Origin of the sequence: Limnobacter sp. SAORIC-580 (assembly GCF_013004065.1) — a bacterium.
Taxonomy (GTDB): domain Bacteria; phylum Pseudomonadota; class Gammaproteobacteria; order Burkholderiales; family Burkholderiaceae_B; genus Limnobacter; species Limnobacter profundi.
The window spans coordinates 2,399,344-2,423,931 of sequence record NZ_CP053084.1; the positions used below are offsets into that span (position 1 = coordinate 2,399,344).

The 24,588-nt window shown below is 49.8% G+C and carries 17 protein-coding genes, 2 tRNA genes, 3 rRNA genes and 1 riboswitch; of the genes, 9 read left to right on the forward strand and 13 right to left on the reverse strand.

The window, feature by feature from the left end; translation table 11 throughout:
- Window positions 1-65: 65 nt before the first annotated feature.
- Window positions 66-1,409 carry a DUF1329 domain-containing protein gene (locus tag HKT17_RS11250; protein ID WP_171100142.1) on the reverse strand — a complete coding sequence of 448 codons (1,344 nt, stop codon included), beginning with the start codon at window positions 1,407-1,409 and terminating at the stop codon, window positions 66-68.
- Window positions 1,410-1,463: 54 nt separating this feature from the next.
- The gene (locus HKT17_RS11255; protein ID WP_171100144.1) at window positions 1,464-3,446 is read right to left on the reverse strand and encodes a DUF1302 domain-containing protein; all 1,983 of its coding nucleotides are present in this window, start codon (window positions 3,444-3,446) and stop codon (window positions 1,464-1,466) included.
- A gap of 392 nt (window positions 3,447-3,838) precedes the next feature.
- On the opposite strand from HKT17_RS11255, the gene HKT17_RS15710 reads away from it, so the two are divergent.
- Window positions 3,839-4,618 (forward strand): methylated-DNA--[protein]-cysteine S-methyltransferase, encoded by a 780-nt coding sequence (locus HKT17_RS15710; RefSeq protein ID WP_171100145.1) that lies wholly within the window; start codon window positions 3,839-3,841, stop codon window positions 4,616-4,618.
- Here the strand turns inward: HKT17_RS15710 and HKT17_RS11265 are convergent.
- Entirely contained in the window at window positions 4,605-5,666 is a 1,062-nt protein-coding gene (locus HKT17_RS11265) for an SDR family oxidoreductase (RefSeq protein WP_171100147.1), read from the reverse strand. The genes HKT17_RS15710 and HKT17_RS11265 overlap by 14 nt on opposite strands.
- Before the next feature lie 174 nt (window positions 5,667-5,840).
- Here HKT17_RS11265 and HKT17_RS11270 point away from each other — a divergent pair, with 174 nt between their 5' ends.
- Together HKT17_RS11270 and HKT17_RS11275 are read left to right on the forward strand one after the other, a co-directional pair.
- Entirely contained in the window at window positions 5,841-6,677 is an 837-nt protein-coding gene (locus HKT17_RS11270) for an alpha/beta hydrolase (protein ID WP_240965777.1), read from the forward strand.
- A gap of 96 nt (window positions 6,678-6,773) precedes the next feature.
- Window positions 6,774-8,033, forward strand: coding sequence for a serine hydrolase domain-containing protein (locus HKT17_RS11275; protein WP_105029679.1), 1,260 nt, complete (start codon window positions 6,774-6,776; stop codon window positions 8,031-8,033).
- Window positions 8,034-8,234: 201 nt separating this feature from the next.
- On the opposite strand, the gene rrf is transcribed toward HKT17_RS11275, so the two are convergent.
- From rrf to HKT17_RS11300, 5 genes are all read right to left on the reverse strand, one after another.
- A 5S ribosomal RNA gene (gene rrf, locus HKT17_RS11280) occupies window positions 8,235-8,347 on the reverse strand.
- A 251-nt stretch (window positions 8,348-8,598) separates the two neighbouring features.
- Window positions 8,599-11,481: ribosomal RNA gene (locus HKT17_RS11285) — 23S ribosomal RNA — on the reverse strand.
- Window positions 11,482-11,916: 435 nt separating this feature from the next.
- Window positions 11,917-11,992 (reverse strand) — tRNA-Ala (locus HKT17_RS11290).
- A gap of 27 nt (window positions 11,993-12,019) precedes the next feature.
- Window positions 12,020-12,096 (reverse strand) — tRNA-Ile (locus tag HKT17_RS11295).
- A gap of 165 nt (window positions 12,097-12,261) precedes the next feature.
- Window positions 12,262-13,790 (reverse strand): 16S ribosomal RNA (locus HKT17_RS11300).
- The 16S, 23S and 5S rRNA genes sit together here with 2 tRNA genes alongside, the layout of an rRNA operon.
- 259 nt (window positions 13,791-14,049) lie before the next feature.
- On the opposite strand from HKT17_RS11300, the gene HKT17_RS11305 reads away from it, so the two are divergent.
- The 4 genes from HKT17_RS11305 (at window position 14,050) to HKT17_RS11320 (ending at window position 17,443) form a co-directional block, all read left to right on the forward strand.
- On the forward strand, window positions 14,050-14,886 hold the full coding sequence (locus tag HKT17_RS11305; protein ID WP_240965780.1) for a 16S rRNA pseudouridine(516) synthase: 837 nt from the start codon (window positions 14,050-14,052) through the stop codon (window positions 14,884-14,886).
- 124 nt (window positions 14,887-15,010) lie between these two features.
- On the forward strand, window positions 15,011-15,571 hold the full coding sequence (gene efp / locus HKT17_RS11310) for an elongation factor P (RefSeq protein ID WP_105026985.1): 561 nt from the start codon (window positions 15,011-15,013) through the stop codon (window positions 15,569-15,571).
- 69 nt (window positions 15,572-15,640) lie between these two features.
- Entirely contained in the window at window positions 15,641-16,711 is a 1,071-nt protein-coding gene (gene earP / locus HKT17_RS11315) for an elongation factor P maturation arginine rhamnosyltransferase EarP (RefSeq protein WP_171100149.1), read from the forward strand.
- A 72-nt stretch (window positions 16,712-16,783) separates the two neighbouring features.
- Window positions 16,784-17,443: a hypothetical protein gene (locus tag HKT17_RS11320; RefSeq protein WP_105026987.1), complete on the forward strand. Its 660-nt coding sequence runs from the start codon at window positions 16,784-16,786 to the stop codon at window positions 17,441-17,443.
- A 14-nt stretch (window positions 17,444-17,457) separates the two neighbouring features.
- On the opposite strand, the gene HKT17_RS11325 is transcribed toward HKT17_RS11320, so the two are convergent.
- The 5 genes from HKT17_RS11325 to HKT17_RS11345 are packed head-to-tail and all read right to left on the reverse strand — an operon-like array spanning window position 17,458 to window position 21,616.
- A complete protein-coding gene (locus HKT17_RS11325; protein ID WP_171100151.1) occupies window positions 17,458-18,354 on the reverse strand; it encodes a tyrosine-type recombinase/integrase in 897 nt (298 codons plus the stop codon).
- Entirely contained in the window at window positions 18,315-18,965 is a 651-nt protein-coding gene (locus tag HKT17_RS11330; RefSeq protein WP_171100153.1) for a DUF484 family protein, read from the reverse strand. The genes HKT17_RS11325 and HKT17_RS11330 overlap by 40 nt, the downstream gene beginning before the upstream one ends.
- Window positions 18,962-19,837, reverse strand: a complete 876-nt coding sequence (gene dapF, locus HKT17_RS11335) for a diaminopimelate epimerase (protein WP_171100155.1) — start codon at window positions 19,835-19,837, stop codon at window positions 18,962-18,964. The genes HKT17_RS11330 and dapF overlap by 4 nt, the downstream gene beginning before the upstream one ends.
- A gap of 40 nt (window positions 19,838-19,877) precedes the next feature.
- Window positions 19,878-20,732, reverse strand: a complete 855-nt coding sequence (locus HKT17_RS11340; RefSeq protein ID WP_205882425.1) for a lysophospholipid acyltransferase family protein — start codon at window positions 20,730-20,732, stop codon at window positions 19,878-19,880.
- A gap of 17 nt (window positions 20,733-20,749) precedes the next feature.
- Complete coding sequence (locus HKT17_RS11345; RefSeq protein WP_171100159.1) at window positions 20,750-21,616, reverse strand: lysophospholipid acyltransferase family protein; 867 nt, start codon at window positions 21,614-21,616, stop codon at window positions 20,750-20,752.
- A gap of 178 nt (window positions 21,617-21,794) precedes the next feature.
- Between HKT17_RS11345 and metK the strand changes: the two genes are divergently transcribed.
- Window positions 21,795-22,961, forward strand: coding sequence for a methionine adenosyltransferase (gene metK / locus HKT17_RS11350; protein ID WP_171100161.1), 1,167 nt, complete (start codon window positions 21,795-21,797; stop codon window positions 22,959-22,961).
- Between the two features lie 79 nt (window positions 22,962-23,040).
- A riboswitch (S-adenosyl-L-homocysteine riboswitch) is annotated at window positions 23,041-23,123 on the forward strand.
- A gap of 31 nt (window positions 23,124-23,154) precedes the next feature.
- Window positions 23,155-24,582, forward strand: coding sequence for an adenosylhomocysteinase (gene ahcY, locus HKT17_RS11355; RefSeq protein ID WP_008252645.1), 1,428 nt, complete (start codon window positions 23,155-23,157; stop codon window positions 24,580-24,582).
- Window positions 24,583-24,588 lie beyond the last annotated feature (6 nt).

Here is a 24,588-nt window from a genome sequence, read left to right on the forward strand (position 1 = left end):
GGGTTGCAAAAAATTTAAACCTCAGGTGCCTGGAGCACACTTGCTCCAAACACACTGAAACATCATTACCTACCCATGCGACGCAATGCTGCAGTCGAAAAGTCAGCGGTGGTGTACTTCTTGCCAAATTCCACGGGCTTCTCTTCGTTAGTCAATGCATTGACCAAATATCGGCGTGCCTGCAAATCGTAAATCACCTCACCAGCGGGGCCAAACGCAGGTGCGTCATACAACTGAACGCCATATACCTCGCGCACACGCCACAAGCCACCACGTGCGTCGTACTGGTCTGCGTGCAAAACAGCCCATGAATCTTCATCAATAAAGAACACACGCTTGGAGTAAATATGACGAGCGCCGGGCTTCAATGTGGCCTCTACCACCCAAACGCGGTGCAACTCGTAACGCAAATGGTCGGGGTTCACATGATTCGGCTTGATGATGTCGCTGTACTTCAAAGCCTTGCTGGTCAACTTGAAGTTGTTGTAGGCCACATACATTTCTTTCTTGCCTACCAGCTTCCAGTTGTAGCGATCTGGTGAGCCATTGAAACCGTTGAAGTCATCGTTGGTCCGCAAGCCATCAGCACCAATACCTGGTGAGTCATACGCCAGTTCAGGTGCGCGAATCACTCGACGCTGCCCAGGGTTGTACTGCCAGGCCAAGCGAGGCTCCTGCACCTGATTCAAAGGCTCGTGTACCAAGGCCACCTCACCAGCTGCGTTCGCAGGTGCTGTGGTTTGATTCAGGTAATAGAAGATTCGGTTAGGTTCGGGATCTGTCATGAAAGACGCATAGGAAATTGTTTCCGTACGCTTGCCCACAGTGAAACTTCCATTGGTTTGAACTGGGAAGTCTGCAGAATAACGAGTGATCGAGCCACCCAAATCACGCATCAAATGATTCCAGATCACTTGAATACCATCGGTCGGAATCGGGAAAGGCACATTGGACTTCTTCAAATTCAGAATACCGTTACCACCCTCTGCCAGTTTGATGCCCGCAGCTTCTTCCTTGGCAAACTTGTAAACGTCCGCTCGGTAAGCAGCTGTTCGCTGAGTCGGATAAACGTTAATCTTGTAGCTGGGATAACGCTTCATCATCTCCATTTGCCCTGGTGCCAACTTGTCTTTGTGCTGCTCCATATTGGCGGCAGTAATGGTCAAGGTGGGCTTATCAGCCGCAAATGGGTCAACATAACCTTTGGCGGGATCAAATCCTGCGGGTGGCTTGCTCAAGCCACCGTTCCACGCTGGAATCGTACCCGCAGCATTACCCGCTTTCTCTGCACCAATCGGTGTCAGAGTAGTGCCCAACTTTGAAAAATCAGCCGATTGTGCGTGCACCGCTGAGGCAGAGCCCAACAATGCCATGGACACGGCCAACTGCGTGATCTTCATCAATTTCATTTCAATACTCTCCTAAAAACAACTCTTGAATGGCTCACCCTCTGATTCCACCTTTTACAGGTTGGCGCCCACTACCAAAGACAGAAAGTCGCGGTCTTTGAATGGATCGAAATAAGCCTTGTCATTGAACATGCTGTAATTCATTTCAGCAAAATATCGCGCAGACTGGATCTCGGCCCGAACGCCAACACCCAAATTCATGCGGTCCTCCAGAAAAACGCCATCGGCGGAATAACCTTTGAAGTCATGCGAGAAGAAAATTCGAGGCGCCAAAGTAACCCCGAAAATGGCGTCAGGATATTGCGCAACGGACAAAATCCGATAGCCAAACGCAGTTTCAGTTGCATAGCCGTCGACCACACAGTTCTGGGAATTCGGATTGACGCCTGCATTACAATCGCCACCGTTATACGTCGCATGGGCCCCAGCGCCAAAAGCAGGCGAACGGCCAAAGCGCTCGCTGGTGAAGGGATCGCCAATTCCGCGCCACATTTGAGCGCCAATCTCGCCAATTACAGCAACCTGGCTTGCTCCCAATCGACGAGGAAACAAGGCAATCGTTGACATCTGCGCCTGAATTTTATCCAACGGTTTGGAGCCGGGCAAAATCGAACCAACCGGGAACTGCGCATTGTCGCCATAGCGCGCCAAAGGACCATCCCCAGTTGCACCACCTTTCAACAAATCTGCGGTGTTGTACGCGGCAGGGAAATCCTTGGTATAACTAACCTCACCAAATACAGAGTAACCAAACAACTCGGTTGCGGCAGACAGGCCCGCAACCTGAATATTCTCTGATCCGTAATCAAAGAAATACGACAGTGGATTCACCACACTCTGACCTGCTAGTTCTAGCCCGTTGAATAAGGAACCGTCAAATCCGGATGGTGTTTTCTTCAAGGACAGATTGGGAATACGCTGGTGATAATTCACAATGTAAGCGCCGAACTCAGTGCCAATTTCGCCCGCATAGTAGCGACCAGACAAACCAATCTGCCCAGAATCTTTGGGCCTGCGATCTGCCAATTGGGCCATCCGGAAATTCAAGCTACTCAGGTCAGCTGGCAAACCCGTGATACCGCCCAAAAGCCCCGCCAAGGGACCCAGACCCGAAAACAGCGTGGTATCGATTGGAATACCGCCAGCAGTAATTGTGCCCCCACCTGAAAAACTCTGTTGATCATCATAGCCAGTGAAATCGATGTCACCCACCGGGGTGCTCAAGATACCTGGGTTGATTGGGGCACCCTGGAAATTACAGTTCAACAAATCAGCCTGTGAAAAGAAAGTGCCGCAACCATCCGCAACCACCTTTTCATGGTTCAACTGAACAAAACCTTCCAGAGACAGCTCATCTGTTGCCTGAATGTTCGCAGAGATCTGGGGAATGGGGAGGAACACCTCTTTCAGCTGCGCACCCGGGCGACGAAGCGCAGCCGAGTCAAAGTTGGAATACTGGTTCACACCACCCAACACAAACAAAGCTTCACCCCATGTCACCACCTGATTACCGATTTTCAGGGTCAGAGGCTTGCCCAAGGGCTCATAATTACCGAAGAAATATGCATCCAGAAACTGTGCGTCTTCGAATTTCGTACCTTTGTCAAACCCGTTGTCATTCAAAGGTTCATTGGGCCTGAAGCCGTTGTTAGATGAACCGTGCGGTACCCTATTGCTTCTGTTGTGAAAGTCCGAGAAGGCTTTGGCACGAATGAAAACACCGTAGTTGTCTTTTTTAAGCTCGAGTTCACCTACAGCCTTGGCCACGGCGTTGAACACATCACCCTTGCTGTAATTCAAATTACCGTCGTCAACCGTACCACTCGAAGCCTTGCCACCATTGCCGATGAATACCAAGGACTCGTCAGCGTCCTTCGTTCGCATGGATGCTCCCACCGTCACTTCCATCGCCCATCGGCCCTCAATGCCTGCAGGCCCCTCAAAGGCACCGGCAGCAACAGACAAACCGTGCATGGACATCAGCGCAGATAGAACAGCGAATTTCAATGTGGAATTCTTGGGCAGAAAACCGGCCATGTATGTCTCCTCAGGGCCTTGCTGGCCTCTTGAATAGATAGTGCGATAACTAATCTAAAGTGTGTAATAGTTACCCCTCATACTAAGACACACTCCATTTAGATTCACAAATCGAACAATACCCACAAGAAATAGAAAAGCACTTGCAAAAATCCATGTAACTTGTGAGTAAATTTCGATTCCCACTGTGCGCCCAAGTTTAAATTTGCGCAAGAAACAGATTGCCCCAACAAGCAGTAGGAACCACACTGACAAAGTGAATAACCATTCAGAACATTGCCGTGACACAATTTGAAACCCACAAGCAATACAAACTCATTGCGAAAGCAATTCAAGTTCTGGAACAACATGCAAGCAACTTTGCAACAGAACACACCGGGATTGAACCCAAATTGGCCATACTGGCCAAGCACTTGAATACGTCGCCGTATCACTTGCAACGCACCTTCACCGAGTGGGCCGGAATCAGTCCCAAACAGTTCTTTCACTGTCTGCAAAAAGACCATGCTCGCAAACTTATTTCCTCGGGAAAAAGTATGCTCCACACAAGCCTGGCACTCGGTCTCTCCAGCAGTAGCAAACTTCACCACCTCATGTTGAAGTTCGAAGCGCTTACGCCTGGCGAGATTAAAAATGAGGGCCTTAACCAAGTATTCACAATTGGGCATGCGCCCAGTCCGTTCGGTCAAGTATTCGTTTGCCTCACGGCCAAAGGCATCAACAGCCTTGAGTTTGAAACTGCTGAATTGACTTATCACCAGTGGAAGGGAGAAATTCGCGGGCTATATCCCAAGGCAACTTTTGTCGAGTCCAGCTCAAAAACAGAAGCACTTGTTGAACAACTTTTTCACCCTACGGGCCATCAAACGGGTGATCTGTATTTGCACCTGCGCGGTACACCATTTCAACTCCTGGTCTGGCAGGCCTTGATCCACCTGCCCATCGGACAACTTGCAAGCTATCAGCAAATTGCCGCATCAATCGGCAAACCATCTGCAAGCCGTGCTGTAGGAAGTGCGATCGCCAAGAACCCGGTCGCTTTTTTAATCCCCTGTCATCGGGTCATACAAGCCACCGGAGAACTGGGGCAGTACCGTTGGCAAAACGAACGCAAAAAAGCCCTGCATCTGTGGGAGCAGGGCCTCATCTCAACAACAATTAACGCCGCTTGAGTAAACCATCATCGATCATTTGAGCAAAGTGATCGCACAACGTTTCGATCAATGGCCGGTATTTCACACCCAACAAATTAACCGACCGGCTGTTGTCGAAACGCAAGTGATAGCCCACATTCTTCTGAATAAATTCACGACTCACTCCCGCAGCAATCGGCGCAACAAGTTTCACCAAAAACTTGGGCAACTGCTTGGTGGGCAGGGGATACCTCGGGAAACGCGTACGCAAAATCGTTGCCATTTGCAACAAACTGGCAGTGTGCGCACTCAGAATGTAGCGCCCCTCCGCATTGGAATCAAAACCAGCCAGTACATGCGCTGTCGCCACCTCGCGAACGTCAACAACACCGAACTCAAGCATTGGTACACCTGTACGCTGCCGTCCACTGCCCAAGTCGCGCATTACATCAATACTCGTTGACTGGGTTTGGGTGGTCAATGAAGGCCCCATCACCAAACTTGGATTGATTGTTACCAAGTCCCAGCGAGACTGGCTTTTGCACACATCCCAAGCCTTGCGCTCGGCCATCACTTTTGAGTAAGAATAAGGTTGATGACCTTCACTGCTGGTGTTGTTCCAAAGTTGCTCCGTGAAAATTCCACCTGGTGCTTTCAAAATTTCGACTGCATCCCCATAAATAGAAGCAACCGAACTGGTCAACACCACCCTTCGAACCGTTTCCACCTCATTGCAAGATTTCAAGACATTCTCAGTGCCCTCTACAGCTGGACGAATCAGTGCTTCATTGGGATCAGTAAACCCCTTGATCACAAAAGGAGAGGCCGTATGGATCACCAACTCGCATCCCTCAATAGCAGCCTTGAAACTTCCTGGCTGAATCAAATCGGCATCAAACAACTTCAACGTGCCTTTGGAGCCTTCCGCCAGTTTCCAAAGATGCGCAACCGAACTGGCTTTGTTCGAATCACGCACAGTCGCGTGCACCACAAACCCTTTGTCGAGCAAATCCTTCACAATCCAACTGGCGATATACCCTGAAGCCCCTGTAACACACACCGGCTTGTTCTTGTCAATTGTTACCATCGTCATTATCCTGCGTTCAAATTCTGTTTAATATAAAGCATCACCCACAATCAGCACTGTCTGTGCATACTACTGTAGCACCCCATGAAATCGACACTGAATCTACTACGTACACTTAAAGTCATCCCGCTAATCCTCTTGGGCGGCTGTTCAGCGCTTCAAGTGGTTAACTCAGTGTCAAAAATTTACACCGCAGAAGTGAAAGAAAACATTGCGTTTGGTGCGCATCCGAAGCTGAAATACGATCTGTATCTGCCCAACAATGCCAATAAAGAGTTCAACCACACACCAGTTGTCGTCTTCTTCTATGGGGGCAGTTGGAATCGGGGCGACAAATCTGAGTACGAGTTTGTTGGCCGGCGCCTCGCATCCATGGGCTACATCACCGCCGTACCCAACTACCGCTTGTACCCTGAAGTGCAATATCCTGATTTTTTGGAAGATGGCGCACAAAGTATTGCTCACCTGAAAAAAGAACTTCAGAAGCCCGAGTACAAGAATCTGAATCCATCGCAACAATATGTTTTGATGGGTCACAGTGCCGGGGCCTACAACGCTGCCATGCTGGCACTTGATCCTCGCTGGCTCAACGCTGCCGGCCTTGAACACCAAACCAGTGTCCAAGGATTAATTGGGTTGGCTGGTGCCTACAATATTTATCCCATCAAAGACACGGATGTGCAGCCTGTGTTCAATCACCCCGACTACCCCCCTAAATCGCAACCGATTGACTACGCGGGGAGTCGCAATGTCCCCGCACTGCTCTTGGCGCCCCAAAGTGACACCTTGGTCAGTATCGAGCGAAACACGAATGCACTACACCAAGCGTTACAGTCAGCAGGCAATCAATCCAAAGTGGAAAGTATTGAAGGGACAGACCACATTACCCTGATTGGCACCCTGTCTCCACTTCTGTTTTTCAAAGGCAGCACCACCAAACCAATTGATCAATTCATGCGAGAACTGCATCAAAAAAACAATCTGAGCGCTTCAAATCCTGAACAAGGCTAGAGAGTTCGCCCTAAAAACTCAATTGACCTGGACTTTGGCTTGGAATGATACTTGTAAGTTACACAAATACTTACAACGACGAGACAAGCCAAATTTATGTTTAAAAAAACAAATACCGTGTCGATTCCACGAAACGTTGGATCAGTTACCCAAATCGACTCCAAAGCAGAAACCAGCCCCTATGACGTCAGCATGACTCGCGACAATATCGAGGCCATCTGGAACAGTGTCGAAAGCTTTTACAGAACTGGTTTACAACCTGGAATGACCATGGTTGTGCGCCGTCAAGGCGAAATTGTACTCAAGCGCTCAATTGGACATGCTAGGGGCAACCCACCCCCAAATCATCCAGACCAGGATGTCGAGCAGGTGTTAATGACACCAGACACACCAATTTGTCTGTTCTCCGCGTCCAAAGCCATTACCGCGATGCTGGTTCACAAACTATGCGAGCAGGGGAAACTTGAACTCAATGACACGATCGGAAAGTACATTCCCGAATTTGCGTGCAATGGGAAAGAAAATATCACCATTGCACAAGTTCTGTCACATCGTGCAGGCGTCCCTCAAATACCGATAAGCAACCCACACCCTTCATTGCTTTTCAAATGGGACAGTGTTATTGACTTGATTAACTCCGGGTACACGAACCGAGGCGACGGCAGCCAACAGGCTTATCACGCTATTGTTGGAGGTTACATTCTGGGTGAATTGGTAAAGAGAATCACTGGTAAATCCGTGGAATCCGCTTTGCAAGAATTCATTGCAAAACCGCTGGGTGCGAAATACCTCACCTATGGTCTTCAGAAAAAACATCAAGAACTGGCCGCGTTCAACTACAGCACAGGTGCAACACCGGTGTTTCCCATCAACGTGCTGGCTAAACGAGCTCTAAACATTGAATTTGAGAAAATAGCTACCATTTCCAACAGCTCCGGTTTTATGGACGCCAGCATTCCCGCAGGTAATATTTACGGAACCGCAGACGAGGTGAGTCGCTTTTATCAAATGATGCTGGATGGTGGTGTTTACAACGGCAATCAAATGTTCGAAGCAAGCACAGTGAAACTGGCCACCCGGCCAGCTGGCCCTTTAACCATCGACCAAACACTCATGATCCCAATTCGGTTTTCAACCGGATTTATGCTTGGGGAAAATGTTTTCTCTTTGTTTGGCATAAAAGCTCGAAAAGCATTTGGGCACCTCGGTCTAATCAACATTGTTACTTGGGCAGACCCATCAAGAGATATTTCCGTGGCATTTCTAAATACGGGCAAATCACTTGATCCACGCTCCCTCCCCGCCCTTGGGAAAGTATTGGTATCGGTCAGCACCAACTGCAGTGTCCTTAAATAGGCTCTGTTTTATCAAACAATGTTTTACTCGCGCTGCCGCGTGATCGGAACAAAAACCAGCCCCAAAGATGAGCTGGTTTTTTTGTAACTTAATTTTGTAACTTAAACATCAATATTTAATCGCAATAGATATTCAGGATGGACCTGAAATAAAAAAAACCCCGCCTCAGGTATTGAGAGCGGGGTTTTTTGGAATTGGAGAGCCTGACGATGTCCTACTTTCACATGCGAATGCACACTATCATCGGCGCTAAGGCGTTTCACGGTCCTGTTCGGGATGGGAAGGGGTGGTACCACCTTGCTATGGTCGTCAGGCAAAGAGGGTTGGCTGTAAGTGCGGTGCCTTGATTGCACTTACTTGTTAGCTAACCAGCGTTGCGGCTGATTGGCTCGATTTGGAACTGATGAGTTATCTTTGAGACAGCGCTGCTATCTTGTTGATGCGTGTTGCGGGTATATCTATTTCAAACAAACTACCTTGGTTTTTATTGAGGCTAAGGTCTAGCCCCGGGTAGATTTACTGTGTTGTTTCATGTGCGTATCTTTTAAGCAAGGCTCAATGCTATAGAGCCAAGCCGCACGGGCAATTAGTACTGGTTAGCTTAATGCATTACTGCACTTCCACACCCAGCCTATCAACGTCGTGGTCTTCAACGGCCCTTCAGGAGGATCAAGTCCTCAGGGAAATCTTATCTTAAGGCAAGTTTCACGCTTAGATGCTTTCAGCGTTTATCTCTTCCGTATTTAGCTACCCGGCAATGCCACTGGCGTGACAACCGGTACACCAGAGATACGTCCATTCCGGTCCTCTCGTACTAGGAACAGCCCCCTTCAAATTTCCAACGCCCACGGCAGATAGGGACCAAACTGTCTCACGACGTTTTAAACCCAGCTCACGTACCTCTTTAAATGGCGAACAGCCATACCCTTGGGACCGGCTACAGCCCCAGGATGAGATGAGCCGACATCGAGGTGCCAAACACCGCCGTCGATGTGAACTCTTGGGCGGTATCAGCCTGTTATCCCCAGAGTACCTTTTATCCGTTGAGCGATGGCCCTTCCATACAGAACCACCGGATCACTATGTCCTGCTTTCGCACCTGCTCGACTTGTCAGTCTCGCAGTCAAGCACGCTTATGCCATTGCACTATCAGTACGATGTCCGACCGTACTTAGCGTACCTTCGAGCTCCTCCGTTACTCTTTAGGAGGAGACCGCCCCAGTCAAACTGCCCACCATGCACGGTCCCCGACCCAGATAATGGGTCAAGGTTAGAACCTCAAACAGATCAGGGTGGTATTTCAAGGATGGCTCCATGAGAACTGGCGTTCCCACTTCAAAGCCTCCCACCTATCCTACACAAACCGGTTCAAAGTCCAATGCAAAGCTACAGTAAAGGTTCATGGGGTCTTTCCGTCTAGCCGCGGGGAGATTGCATCATCACAAACACTTCAACTTCGCTGAGTCTCAGGAGGAGACAGTGTGGCCATCGTTACGCCATTCGTGCAGGTCGGAACTTACCCGACAAGGAATTTCGCTACCTTAGGACCGTTATAGTTACGGCCGCCGTTTACTGGGACTTCAGTCAAGAGCTTGCACCCCATCATTTAATCTTCCAGCACCGGGCAGGCGTCACTCCCTATACGTCCACTTTCGTGTTTGCAGAGAGCTGTGTTTTTATTAAACAGTCGCAGCCACCATTTTATTGCAACCCCTTCGTCCTTCCATTGTTCATGGTCAAACTACAAGGGCGTACCTTCTCCCGAAGTTACGGTACCAATTTGCCGAGTTCCTTCTCCTGAGTTCTCTCAAGCGCCTTAGAATACTCATCCCGCCCACCTGTGTCGGTTTGCGGTACGGTCAACGTGTAACTGAAGCTTAGAGGCTTTTCTTGGGACCACTTCCAATGGGTTCGTAGCCGTAGCTACTTCCCCCCACACCCTTGAGTATATGACAGCCGGATTTGCCTAACTGTCCTCTATGATGCAGGGACCAGGATATCCAACACCTGGACCACTTTCCACGATCCGTCCCCCCATCGCATTACACGTCGGTGCAGGAATATTAACCTGCTTCCCATCGACTACGCATTTCTGCCTCGCCTTAGGGGCCGACTAACCCTACGCCGATGAACGTTGCGTAGGAAACCTTGGGCTTACGGCGACAGAGCCTTTCACTCTGTTTATCGCTACTCATGTCAGCATTCGCACTTCTGATACCTCCAGCATGCTTTACAACACACCTTCGCAGGCTTACAGAACGCTCCCCTACCACATACACTTACGTGTACATCCGCAGCTTCGGTTATCTGCTTAGCCCCGTTACATCTTCCGCGCAGGACGACTCGATCAGTGAGCTATTACGCTTTCTTTAAAGGGTGGCTGCTTCTAAGCCAACCTCCTGACTGTTTTAGCCTTCCCACTTCGTTTTCCACTTAGCAGATATTAGGGACCTTAGCTGGCGGTCTGGGTTGTTTCCCTCTTGACACCGGACGTTAGCACCCGATGTCTGTCTCCCGAGATTGCACTTACAGGTATTCGGAGTTTGCCATGGTTTGGTAAGTCGCGATGACCCCCTAGCCATAACAGTGCTCTACCCCCTGTAGTGAGACTCGAGGCACTACCTAAATAGTTTTCGGGGAGAACCAGCTATTTCCAGATTTGTTTAGCCTTTCACCCCTATCCACAGCTCATCCCCTAACTTTTCAACGTTAGTGGGTTCGGTCCTCCAGTTGGTGTTACCCAACCTTCAACCTGGCCATGGATAGATCATCTGGTTTCGGGTCTACACCCAGCGACTAGACGCCCTATTCGGACTCGCTTTCGCTACGCCTTCCCTACTCGGTTAAGCTTGCCACTGAATGTAAGTCGCTGACCCATTATACAAAAGGTACGCCGTCACGGAACAAGTCCGCTCCGACTGTTTGTATGCACACGGTTTCAGGATCTATTTCACTCCCCTCCCGGGGTTCTTTTCGCCTTTCCCTCACGGTACTAGTTCACTATCGGTCAGTCATGAGTATTTAGCCTTGGAGGATGGTCCCCCCATGTTCAGACAGGGTTTCTCGTGCCCCGCCCTACTTGTCGTACGCCTAGTTCCACAATCGAGTTTTCACATACAGGGCTATCACCTTCTATGGCCGGACTTTCAAGACCGTTTTGTTAACTCAAATGCTAAATCGTACAGGCTGATCCAATTTCGCTCGCCACTACTCTCGGAATCTCGGTTGATTTCTTTTCCTCTGGGTACTTAGATGTTTCAGTTCTCCAGGTTCGCCTCGCACAGCTATGTATTCACTGTGCGATACCCCTAAAAGGGTGGGTTTCCCCATTCGGACATCTACGGCTCAAAGCTTGTTTGCCAGCTCCCCGTAGCTTTTCGCAGGCTACCACGTCCTTCATCGCCTATGACTGCCAAGGCATCCACCATGTGCACTTATTCGCTTGACTCTATAGCGTTAAGCCCTGCTCAAGTTATTCACAAGAACAACACTGTAATCACCATAAAAAGCAAAGTAGTTTGTGTGTATTCTAAATTTCAAGCGCCGGTGCGTATTAGGAACAATACACACCCACTTCTTGAGAAGAACGATGATGCAATCGCATCAATCAAAATATCTACACCTTCGTTAAAAGGAGTATCTATCTCGATATCTCATCATTTCCAAATTGTTAAAGAACAAGTCCAGATCCTGAAGACCTGGCGACTCTTACAGCCAAATGAATAAACACCCCAGTGCCCAGCACCACGCGCTTATTCATTTGACCGCAAACCGATGCAAACTCCTGCATCCCTTGCCTAACCGCTAACAGCCAATCTTTTATTCAAAGACCATTTATTCAAACACTCGATACAAACTTCACGTTTCTTGCAGCACTAAAACTTGGTGGAGGTGAACGGGATCGAACCGATGACCCCCTGCTTGCAAAGCAGGTGCTCTCCCAGCTGAGCTACACCCCCAGGTGTTTTACAACAACTTCAAACCAATGGTGGGTCTGGATGGGCTCGAACCATCGACCCCCGCCTTATCAAGACGGTGCTCTAACCAACTGAGCTACAGACCCCGTAAACTTTTCAGCCCCAGGGCCCTGACCTCTAGACAGTTCTTTCGTTCCGCACTTAAAGGCCCTCTCTTCTTGCTGCTTGTATCTTCGCGTCTAAACAAACCGATAAGTGTGAGCACTAAAACCAAACAAATTCAAGACTTGAATCTACTTCTCTTTCTCTAGAAAGGAGGTGATCCAGCCGCACCTTCCGATACGGCTACCTTGTTACGACTTCACCCCAGTCATGAATCCTACCGTGGTGACCGTCCTCCTTGCGGTTAGACTAGCCACTTCTGGTAGAACCCACTCCCATGGTGTGACGGGCGGTGTGTACAAGACCCGGGAACGTATTCACCGCGGCATTCTGATCCGCGATTACTAGCGATTCCGACTTCACGCAGTCGAGTTGCAGACTGCGATCCGGACTACGATCGGTTTTCTGGGATTGGCTCCACCTCGCGGCTTGGCAACCCTCTGTACCGACCATTGTATGACGTGTGAAGCCCTACCCATAAGGGCCATGAGGACTTGACGTCATCCCCACCTTCCTCCGGTTTGTCACCGGCAGTCTCATTAGAGTGCCCTTTCGTAGCAACTAATGACAAGGGTTGCGCTCGTTGCGGGACTTAACCCAACATCTCACGACACGAGCTGACGACAGCCATGCAGCACCTGTGTGCAGGTTCTCTTTCGAGCACCAATCCATCTCTGGAAAGTTCCTGCCATGTCAAGGGTAGGTAAGGTTTTTCGCGTTGCATCGAATTAATCCACATCATCCACCGCTTGTGCGGGTCCCCGTCAATTCCTTTGAGTTTTAACCTTGCGGCCGTACTCCCCAGGCGGTCAACTTCACGCGTTAGCTACGTTACCAAGGAAGTAAATCCCCAACAACTAGTTGACATCGTTTAGGGCGTGGACTACCAGGGTATCTAATCCTGTTTGCTCCCCACGCTTTCGTGCATGAGCGTCAGTGTTATCCCAGGGGGCTGCCTTCGCCATTGGTGTTCCTCCACATATCTACGCATTTCACTGCTACACGTGGAATTCCACCCCCCTCTGACACACTCTAGTCGTGCAGTCACAAATGCAATTCCCAGGTTAAGCCCGGGGATTTCACACCTGTCTTACACAACCGCCTGCGCACGCTTTACGCCCAGTAATTCCGATTAACGCTTGCACCCTACGTATTACCGCGGCTGCTGGCACGTAGTTAGCCGGTGCTTATTCTTCAGGTACCGTCATCCCCCTAGGGTATTAGCCCAAAGGATTTCTTCCCTGACAAAAGTGCTTTACAACCCGAAGGCCTTCTTCGCACACGCGGCATTGCTGGATCAGGGTTTCCCCCATTGTCCAAAATTCCCCACTGCTGCCTCCCGTAGGAGTCTGGGCCGTGTCTCAGTCCCAGTGTGGCTGATCGTCCTCTCAGACCAGCTACTGATCGTCGCCTTGGTAGGCCTTTACCCTACCAACTAGCTAATCAGCCATCGGCCGCTCCAATAACGTGAGGCCTTGCGGTCCCCCACTTTCCCCCTCAGGGCGTATGCGGTATTAATCCGGCTTTCGCCGAGCTATCCCCCATTACTGGGCACGTTCCGATGTATTACTCACCCGTTCGCCACTCGTCAGCATCCGAAGACCTGTTACCGTTCGACTTGCATGTGTAAGGCATGCCGCCAGCGTTCAATCTGAGCCAGGATCAAACTCTTCAGTTTAATCTCTGCAAAATTTACTAAACTCGACGGAGTAGATGTTTATAAAAGCCTTGACAGCTTTCACATTCATTTACTTTATTCCGTGAGCACTAACTCTGAATCGTGATTCAAAGTCATTCTTTTTGAGAAAAGAACAAACCTTAAACCCATCTGGTCAGTGCCCACACTTATCGGCTGTTAACTTGTTAAAGATCGCTTCGAAATTTCTGCTAACCTTGCTGCTCTTCAAGCTTACTTAAAACCTTGGAGAACCGCTTGTTTGCTTCGTTTCGTGCTGCTTGTCGTGCAGCAGAGAAACGAGATTATGCACATCATCTTTCCACCTGTCAAACACTTTTGGCAAATAAATTCAAAGAATCCTTACATGAAAGTTAGACCGAGCGTAAAAATACTGCAATCACAAGGACTTGGCAGTCGTCGTGAATGTGAAAATATTTTCTGGAATTCTGAGATTTTTCGCGACGGAATTCAGATCGACCCTGAAATCGATGAAATTTCTTTGGGAGACACCCTGTTAATTGACGGAAAAAGCTTCGAAATCACCCAGCACAAGTATGTGCTGATGCACAAACCTGCTGGCTATGAGACTTCTCACTTGCCTAGCCACAACCCCTCGGTATTTGATTTATTGCCAAAGCACTATATAAAGCGCGGCCTGCAGGCCGCTGGCCGATTGGATGTGGACACCACTGGACTTTTGCTGTTTTCAGATGACGGTCAGTTTATTCATCGACTGATAAGTGGGAAGGTGGGCACCAAACAGGAGGTGGAGAAAATCTATGAGGTGACCGGCGCGCGCCCATTCACAGAGTTGCAGTTGCAACGCTTGCTGGAAGGTGTGGACCTGGATGATGAGCCTGAGATCATTTATGCCAGCAAAGCCAACTTACTGGGCAACGGGAGGCTGGAATTGGGCATTACTACAGGGAAGTATCATCAGGTTAAACGAATGGTGGCTGCTGTTGGCAATCATGTTGAGGCACTGCACCGACGAGTGGTCGGCCCTTACGAATTGCCGACAGACTTGGCCGTTGGCTCCTATATAGAAGTAGACCCAAGCCCGGTGTTAAACAGGAACACATCGAAAACAGTCTGAATTAAAAGGCTTTATTACCCTTCAACCCCTCAAAAATGCCCTGAATTCACACGCGAAGATGTATTGTGCCAACAAACACTTCGAGTACAATACGGGGCTTAAATTTTAAATCCTCATCAAACTCATGAAAACAGCACAAGAAGTTCGCCTAGGCAACGTGGTTATGGTTGGCAAAGACCCCATGGTGGTTTTGAAAACCGAATACAACAAATCAGGCCGCAACGCCGCCGTTGTAAAAATGAAAATGAAAAACCTGCTGACCGGTGCAGGTATGGAAAGCGTTTACAAAGCGGACGAGAAGTTCGAACTGTTGGTGCTGGAACGCAAGGAAGTGACTTACTCCTACTTTGCGGACCCTATGTATGTGTTTATGGATGCGGATTACAACCAGTACGAGGTAGAAGCCGAAAACATGGGCGACGCTTTGAACTATCTGGACGACGGCATGGAATGCGAAGTGGTGTTCTACGACGGCAAGGCACTTTCTGTGGAATTGCCAACCAGCTTGGTGCGTGAAGTTGAGTACACAGAACCAGCCGTACGTGGAGACACATCGGGCAAGATCATGAAAGCAGCCCGTATTAAGCCCACCAGCTTTGAAATTCAGGTGCCCGCTTTCGTTGAAATTGGCGACAAGATTGAGATTGACACTCGCACTGCAGAATACCGCGCACGCGTGAAGTGATTACTCCATTTGAGATGGAAAACATGGGGCCCCACTTGGGGCCCTTTGTATTTTCCGGTTTGAGGCTCTATGCACATTGGCATTGTTTGCAAGGTAATCGATAATTTCGGTGATGCTGGCTTTTCCCTTCGCTTGGCGAAAGCACTGGCTGCGAAGGGCCATTGCGTGGATTTGTTTCACGATGAGCCAGCCACTTTTAAGGCGCTGTATCCGCACTCGGTCTACGATAACCTCAGGCTAATCGATGCGGTCAAGACGAACATCGAAACCGAGTATCGACAAACGCCAGATCTGATTCTGGAGCCATTCGGAACTTCAAGTGGGCAAACTGCATTCCGCTTTGATCTAGCGCTGAAAAGCCGTTTTCCCCGCACCCCTTGGTTGCTGATTGACTATCTTTCGTCTGAAAAATGGATTGAAAGCTTTCACCTGAACACATCAACAGACCCAATCACTGGGCACGTTACCACCTTTTTTTATCCCGGCTTTACCGACAAAACCGGGGGACTGATTCATTGCGACTACCCTGCTCGCCTGGCTGGAAAACAGCAAGCAACAAACAATACGGGTCTGAATGTTTTCGTTTTCGCCTATCCAAACGCACCTATTCGAAAGCTGATTGATCTCTGTAATTCAATTAACACCCCGGAATACGCAATAAAAATTGGACTGACAGGGAATGTTTTAGCACCCGGACCAGAGGATTGCGCCCGCCTGATTCCCTTCGTCGCACAAAGTGAATTTGATGAGTTGTTGGCGCAATATGATGTGTTGTTTGTGAGGGGAGAAGACTCATTTGTGAGAGCTCAACTGGCGGGAAAACCATTCATTTGGCAAATTTACCCGACCGAAGACGATGCACACACCGCGAAACTTGCCTGCTTTTACGATCTGTATGCAAGCGGGCTTGGTGCAGATTGTAGATTGGCGCTTTGGAACTGCTGGCTGGCCTGGAACTGTATTGATACAACGGTAGATTTTGGCAAAGCCTGGATTAATCTTTTGCCGCATTTGCCAGAACTACAAACCCATGCGATCAAGTGGCAAGCACAACTTCTTGACGGCAGGGAACTTGTAAAGGAAGTTCTTACATGGCGTGGTTTGCAGACTCCTACTTTGAACGAAAAGCCTGATTTATAAGGCTTTTTTCATCAAAAGGAAACTCAATGGAAAGACAGAAACTGAATTCAGGTTTAACGCTTGGATTCAGCAATGTTGTCATTTCTTCTCTCTCTGGGTTTGGGTTTTGGTTCAATTGACCAGACGCAATTGCCCGCACACCAAGTTGAACAGATTGCCAGGGAAGTCATGACGGAACTGGAGGTGGAAATGCGAACCAAACCCTCCCTGATCGTGACGGAACGTCCCGAACCCACACCACTGGGCGCCTTGGCTTATGCCAACGGAAAATGCGTAGTCATTGTGAATACAAATGAGACGGCATGGGCGCAGTGGGGGCGATTCTTGAACGAATCCAATCGCGCCCACTGGCAGCAAATTATCGCTGCATCAGTGGCCCACGAGATGGGACACTGCTTTCGGGAAAGCCGCTCTTTCGTGGCCAACTACGAGGTGGATGAAGACGAGTTCAGAGGGATTCAAAACACAGGGGGTTTTGGCCCGAAACCAGAGATGGTTTACAAACAAGAGCTGTTCGCTGACACCGTAGCCATTCTGTATGCCAAAGAGAATGCAGGAAACAACGCTGATTACGTGATTGAATCGATGATTCAGGCTCGAGAAAAATTCAGCGCCAATGACCCAACACACAACACGGCAAAGATGCTCAACCGACTGATTGCCGCAAAAATGACACGTCAAGGCGATGAGACTTTGGGTTTGGCGGCAACACGTTTGCTTTCTGCGCTATAAAAGCTGAAGGACTTTTATTTGGCTCGCGGAAAAGCATTGTCGTACACGGTGGAAAGGTGGTCAAAATCCAGAGCTGTGTAGACCTGCGTAGACGCGATCGAAGCATGCCCCAACAATTCCTGAACGGCCCTCAGATTTTGAGTGCCTTGCAACAAATGACTTCCAAATGAGTGACGCAACATGTGGGGGTGTAAATGTTGTCCCAAACCGCAATTTGCAGCATGGTTTGCGATATCTCGCTGTGCTTGCCTGACAGTCAACGCTTGCCCTTTGGCAGACACGAACAGGGAGGTCTCTTGCCCTCTTCCATGTTTGAGCAAGTGACGTTGGCGGGGCTCAACAAACTCCCTGAGACGAGCCTGCAATGTGTCGACCACAGGCACAATTCGGGCCTTGTTCCCCTTACCGATAACCCTCAATTCTGTAGATCCATTCAAGGCTTCGGCTCGAAGCATCAAGGCCTCGCTGATTCGCAGCCCTGTGCAATACAGCAATTCAATCAGTACATGGGCCTGCGCGAAACGGAATTCCTGCGGAAGCGGCAGAGCAAGCAATGCAGCCAAGGCGTCAACTCCCACTGCCTTGGGCAGGGACCTGGGTAGTTTGGGAGTTTTCAGCCCCAACGTGGGATCAATTTCAATAACACTGTTGTTCAGTAAATATTTGAAAAACCCCCGCCAGCTTGAGGCCACACGTGCCAGGCTGGCAGGTGCAGCACCGTTTGCATGGCGCTGAGCAAGAATTGATTTAAGTGCTGTGGGGGTGACTTGCTGTGGTGGATTGATGATCAACAACAAGTCACGCTGAGCGGCCTTTACGGAGTTGTCGCTGTAACGCCGCTCCAGCCGCAGAAAGTCCAGATACCTTTGAATCAGGATTGCGTGTTCTGGAGTCTGCTCAGCGCGGCGCATGCGGTTTCAGCCAGAGTATTCAAAAAATCAGTTTCCAGGGTTGGCGAGAAGCGGTCTTTGTCAGGAGAACCAAATCCCAGACAACCGAAGGTTACCGGACTGGCGCCGACACGCAAAGGGATCAATACCACTGAACGTGGAACCACATCTTCGCCTTCAAAAACCGAGAGTGTCGGTGCATTCTCGGCAAATCCGCAGTAAAGATTCTTCATACTATCGATGAGCGTTTTGTCAGAATCGTGGGCTTCAGAATTGTCCTCGCCCCACAGTTGCAAACGAACTATGGGAACCACAAATTTTTTCTTGATTGCCTCGACCAAGACAGTGGGCAAGTCACTTGCGTTTTTGACTGTGAGCAAAGTGCGGGTAATCGATTGAAGGTTGTCAATAATCGCTTGATTCTCGACAGCTGCGTGCGTCATTTCGACCACCCGGTGCTCAAGAGACTTAACCTTTTCGCGCATGGTTTGAACTTGACGCTCATGCAGCGATGCCACATTCCCTGTGCTTTGCTCTGGCAGTTTGATAAAAGCGAGAATTCCTGGATTCTTGATCAAAAAATCAGGGTGTGCTTTCAGAAAATCGGCAACCTGGACGGCCTCGTCAGTCATAAGTAAAACTCTCCTTCGAAAACTGTTTGTGCTGGACCTGTCATGAAGACATCACTGTCCTGCTGCCCACTCCACTCAATGGTGAGGGTTCCACCGGCTTTGACAACGTCTACGCGCTCGGCGATTAGTCCCATTTTCATACCTACGACGGCAGCTGCACATGCCCCAGTTCCACAAGCGAGGGTTTCGCCTACCCCACGCTCATACACGCGGAGATGAACCCGACTGCGGTCTACGATATGAAGAAAGCCCACGTTAACCCTTTCAGGAAAACGGGGGTGTGATTCGAGTGTGGCGCCCAAGCGCTGAACCAAATCATCGGAGGCTGTTTGATCCAAGAGAATAACGACGTGGGGGTTACCCATAGAAGCGACGCCAACCCACAACTCTTCCAGATCAGAACCCGAGTCAACTGGGAGTTTGTATTGTGTCAGGCCACCTACCTTGCGACTGGAAAGGCCCTCCGCAATGAACGGTACCTTGCCGGGATTAAGCTGCGCAGGTCCCATATTCACTTTGACCCAATTGTGTTTGATCAACTCGGGCTGAATGATGCCAGCAAGAGTTTCAACGGTAATCTGATTTTTCTGGGTCAACCCTTTGTCGAACACATATTGTGCAAAACAGCGTGCGCCATTGCCACACTGCTGAACTTCTTGACCATCTGCATTGAAAATTCGGTACTTGAAATCGGCAAGGTCGGAAGACTCGACGATAAGAATCTGGTCAGCGCCGACGCCAAAATGGCGGTCGGCAAGCCGCTTGATCAGCCCGGGGCTGAGGTCTAGTTGACCCGCGCAGTTGTCCAGTACAACGAAATCGTTGCCCGCACCGTGCATTTTGGTGAACTTGAGTGTATTCAAAGTTGCCATCGTCGCTTTGCCAAAGACCGTGGTGTATTGATTTGAAGTATCAGTATATTCTGGACTCGCCGGCCGGGCGGGTTTTGAACCGCTTGTGCAACCACAAGTATTGCGGAATGTTGTCTTTCACCCAAGACTCGATGTGATGATTCATCAGCTGCGTTGATTCAGCGTCGTCGTCCAATGGAAAGTTGGGCAACGGTGCATGAATATGAATGCTGTATCGACCCTTGCTGTATTTGGTGGTAACCGGTACGACTTGCGCCTGAAGTAGCCGGGACAATCGGGCCACCGCGGTGACCGTGGCAGCTTTGACTCCAAAAAAGTCAACAAATACAGAGTCGCGCTCACCGAAATCCATGTCGGGCAAATAGTACAAAGGACGCCCCTTTTTCATCGCGGCCAGCAATGGACGCACGCCCTGTTGGCGAGACAACAGTAGTTGATCGCCAAACTTTGAGCGTCCTTGCAATATCAACGAATTCAACACGGGATTCTTTTGGTTTGAATACATGGTGACCATGTCGATTTCAAGACACAGACGACTCCACGCGGCATCGAGCCCAAGAAAATGTGGGGCCAGAAAGATAGTTGGAGACGCCGAGTCAAGAATAGCCAAGCCTTCCGGGTTCTCAATTCGCACCCGATCACGCACCACCTTTTGATTGCCTGACCACAGCCAAGCCCTGTCCAGAAAAGTACGCAGGTAAAAGTAGATGTGAGCCATGGCCCAACGGATGCGCTGGAAAATGGACGAATCAGGAAAACACAAGGAAAGGTTGGTGAGTGCGACCATTCGACGCTCACGCGCTAGGGCGAACAACAACATGGCCAATAACATCGAGATTGATGAGGAAATAAGTCGATAAGCAAAAAATGGTAGCCGCGCAAGTGCAAACCACATTGAGATCAGAAATTGAGTCACGATTGCCCTTGCTGGCCATGTTGACCTTTTGGAGATTTGTAACGTTCATAGCCCCAATAATACTGCTCAGGGTGCATCAGAATGAGCTTTTCCATGGCCGCATTCACTTGAGTGGCCGCCTCAACGGGGTCCGCACTGAGCGATTCGGGGCCTTGATACAACTCAAGCTTAAAACCTTCTCCACCCGGCTTTCTGTAACCGATTGCCAAAACAATCGATGCGCCGGTCGCGTGGTGGAGTCGGCCCGGCAAGGTCATGGTGTATGCAGGTTGACCAAACATGGGCGCCCAAACACCCTCTCCCTGCGCTGGAACTTGATCAGGCAACATTCCAACAGCTTCTCCTCGCTTTAGCGCCTTGAGCAAGATTTTCACACCCCCAAGCGTGGTGGGAGCCAGAGCGACGTTGTCGCGCGCACGGCTGTCTTCAATAATGTTTTGAAGTTCCGCCTTGCGATTGGGTCGATACAACACAGTGATGGGTGCACGAGTTGAGAATACTTGGGCGGTTGATTCAAAACTCCCCATGTGCGGTGTGAGGAAAATAATGCCTTTCCCCTTGGTTTGAGCCCTTTCCACAACATCCCAGCCGGTAATGTCGGTGCATCGAGCCGCGCCCTGCTGCGTAGACAAGCCCCAAAGAAAAGGAAGCTCCAGCAGCGCCATTCCGGCATGCTGGACTGAACCCTTCACAGCAGCGAGACGTGCCGATTCGTTATCCGGAAAGGCAATTTTGGAGTGGATTTCAATTTTGCGACGATAGCTGGCCGACAAACCATAGACAGACCATCCCAAACACGCACCCAGCGCATGGAGAACCGACAAAGGGAAAACCGACAGTGCTTTGAACAAATTTTTGATCATGGGGCAGATTGTAACCAGTACGTGCTTTGCCTTCGTCCCCAAATGTTGTATATTTCCCAAGTTCGCTGAGTTAAATGACAACTTGCGGGGCGAACTAAAACAAATCTGCTAAAGCGTCGCCGGGCTTCAAACGAACATGGCGGCCGTAATAACCCCTTGTTTATTTGGAGCTTTTTTAATGTCTAACGAATTTTTCTTCACTTCTGAGTCTGTCTCGGAAGGCCACCCAGACAAGGTCGCCGACCAAATTTCTGACGCGGTTTTAGATGCAATTCTCGAACAAGACCCCACCGCACGGGTAGCTGCTGAAACGCTAACCAACACGGGTTTGGTGGTAATGGCTGGCGAGATCACGACCACCGCCCAGGTGAACTACATCGACGTAGCCCGCGAAACACTGAAAAAAATTGGCTACGACAACGGCGATTTCGGCATCGATTATAAAAGCTGTGCGGTGATGGTGTGCTACGACCGCCAAAGTCCAGACATTGCCCAAGGTGTAGACAAAGCGCACGACAATGACCTGGACCAAGGCGCTGGTGACCAAGGTTTGATGTTTGGTTACGCAGTGAATGAAACCCGCGAATTGATGCCATTGGCCATCAGCCTTTCACACCAACTGGTTCAACGCCAGAGCCTGCTTCGCAAGGATGGCCGCCTGCCTTGGCTGCGTCCGGATGCAAAATCACAAGTGACGATCAAGTATGTGGACGGAAAACCTTTCTGTATCGACACCGTAGTGCTTTCAACCCAGCATTCACCGGATATCGAGCTGGCGACCCTGCGCGAAGCAGTAATTGAAGAGGTGATCAAGCCGGTACTGCCCAAGGAACTGGTGAAAGGAAATATCAACTTTTTGGTAAACCCAACAGGACGCTTTGTGATTGGCGGCCCTCAGGGTGACTGTGGCTTGACAGGTCGAAAAATTATTGTTGACACCTATGGCGGCGCGGCTCCACACGGTGGTGGTGCATTTTCGGGCAAGGATCCTTCCAAGGTGGACCGTTCCGCGGCCTATGCAGGCCGTTACGTGGCAAAGAACATTGTTGCGGCGGGCCTCGCCGAGAAGTGTTTGGTCCAGGTCAGCTACGCAATCGGTGTGGCACGTCCTACTTCAATTATGGTGAACACCTTCGGCACCGGAAAAATTGAAGACAGTGCAATTACCGAATTGGTGAGCGCTCACTTCGACCTGCGCCCCAAGGGTATTGTACAAATGCTGGATTTGCTGCGCCCGATTTATGCAAAAACGGCAGCGTACGGACACTTTGGTCGCGAAGAACCAGAATTCAGCTGGGAACGCACAGACAAGGCGGAGGCTTTGAAGGCCGCTGCGGGCGTTTGACGGGAAACGCAGGCTGATCAGGAAGATGCGAGCATGAATACCGCTTGGTCTTCCTGAGCCAACCCTGTTACAATTTATGCCGTTCGAGGAGCGTTGCGACACACCCATGCTTTTTTGGGGTGCTAGGCTTGAACAAGAAATAAACAACGGCGCTCACGCTTCTTTCTTTATGAACTTTAAAAAGGAGGGCGTGATGAACGCCATTGCAAAACCAATCACCGCTACCGGCGAGAACGATTTTTTCGTAGCCGATATCAACCTGGCCGACTTTGGCCGCAAAGAAATCGCAATTGCAGAAACCGAAATGCCTGGCTTGATGGCCATTCGCAAGGAATTTGCTGCATCCCAGCCTTTGAAAGGCGCCCGCATCACCGGTTCACTGCACATGACCATTCAAACAGCGGTGCTGATTGAAACCCTAGCAGCACTGGGCGCAGAAGTGCGTTGGGCCTCTTGCAACATTTATTCAACACAAGACCATGCAGCCGCAGCAATCGCAGCCGCTGGTATTCCTGTGTTTGCGTTCAAGGGCGAATCACTGACTGATTACTGGAATTTCACACACCGCATTTTCGAATGGGCAGACGGTGGTTATTCCAACATGATTCTGGACGATGGTGGCGATGCGACCATGTTGCTGCACTTGGGTACCAAGGCAGAAAAAGACATCAGCGTACTGAACAACCCTGGCAGCGAAGAAGAAATTTGCCTGTTCGAGTCAATCAAGAAAACGCTGAAAACAGACCCAACCTGGTATTCAACACGCCTGAAAGAGATCAAGGGCGTGACTGAAGAAACTACAACTGGTGTTCACCGCTTGTATGAAATGCACAAGAAGGGCGAATTGGCCTTCCCTGCAATCAACGTGAACGATTCAGTAACCAAGTCGAAATTCGACAATCTGTATGGCTGCCGTGAATCGCTGGTTGACGGTATCAAGCGTGCTACAGACGTAATGATCGCCGGTAAAGTGGCTGTTGTTGCCGGTTACGGCGATGTGGGCAAGGGTTCTGCACAGGCATTGCGCGCCCTGTCAGCCCAGGTTTGGGTTACTGAAATTGACCCAATTTGCGCACTGCAAGCAGCAATGGAAGGCTACCGTGTGGTGACCATGGACTACGCTGCTGACAAGGCAGATATTTTCGTGACGGCCACAGGTAACAAAGACATCATTACCCATGACCACATGGTGAAAATGAAGGACCAAGCCATTGTTTGTAACATTGGTCACTTTGACAACGAAATCGACATTGCCAGCGTGAAGAAGTACCAGTGGGAAAACATCAAGCCACAGGTTGATCACATTATTTTCCCCGATGGCAAGCGCATCATCATGTTGGCTGAAGGCCGTTTGGTGAACCTGGGCTGCGGCACTGGTCACCCCTCGTTCGTGATGTCCTCCAGCTTTGCCAATCAAACCATTGCACAAATCGAGCTGTGGACGCAAAACGAGAAGTATCCAGTGGGCGTGTATGTGTTGCCCAAGCACCTGGACGAAAAAGTGGCCCGCCTGCACCTGATGAAAATTGGTGCCCAGCTGACAGAGCTGAGCCCATCGCAAGCAAGCTACATTGGCGTGAAGCAAGACGGCCCTTACAAGCCAGACCACTACCGCTATTAATTAGGG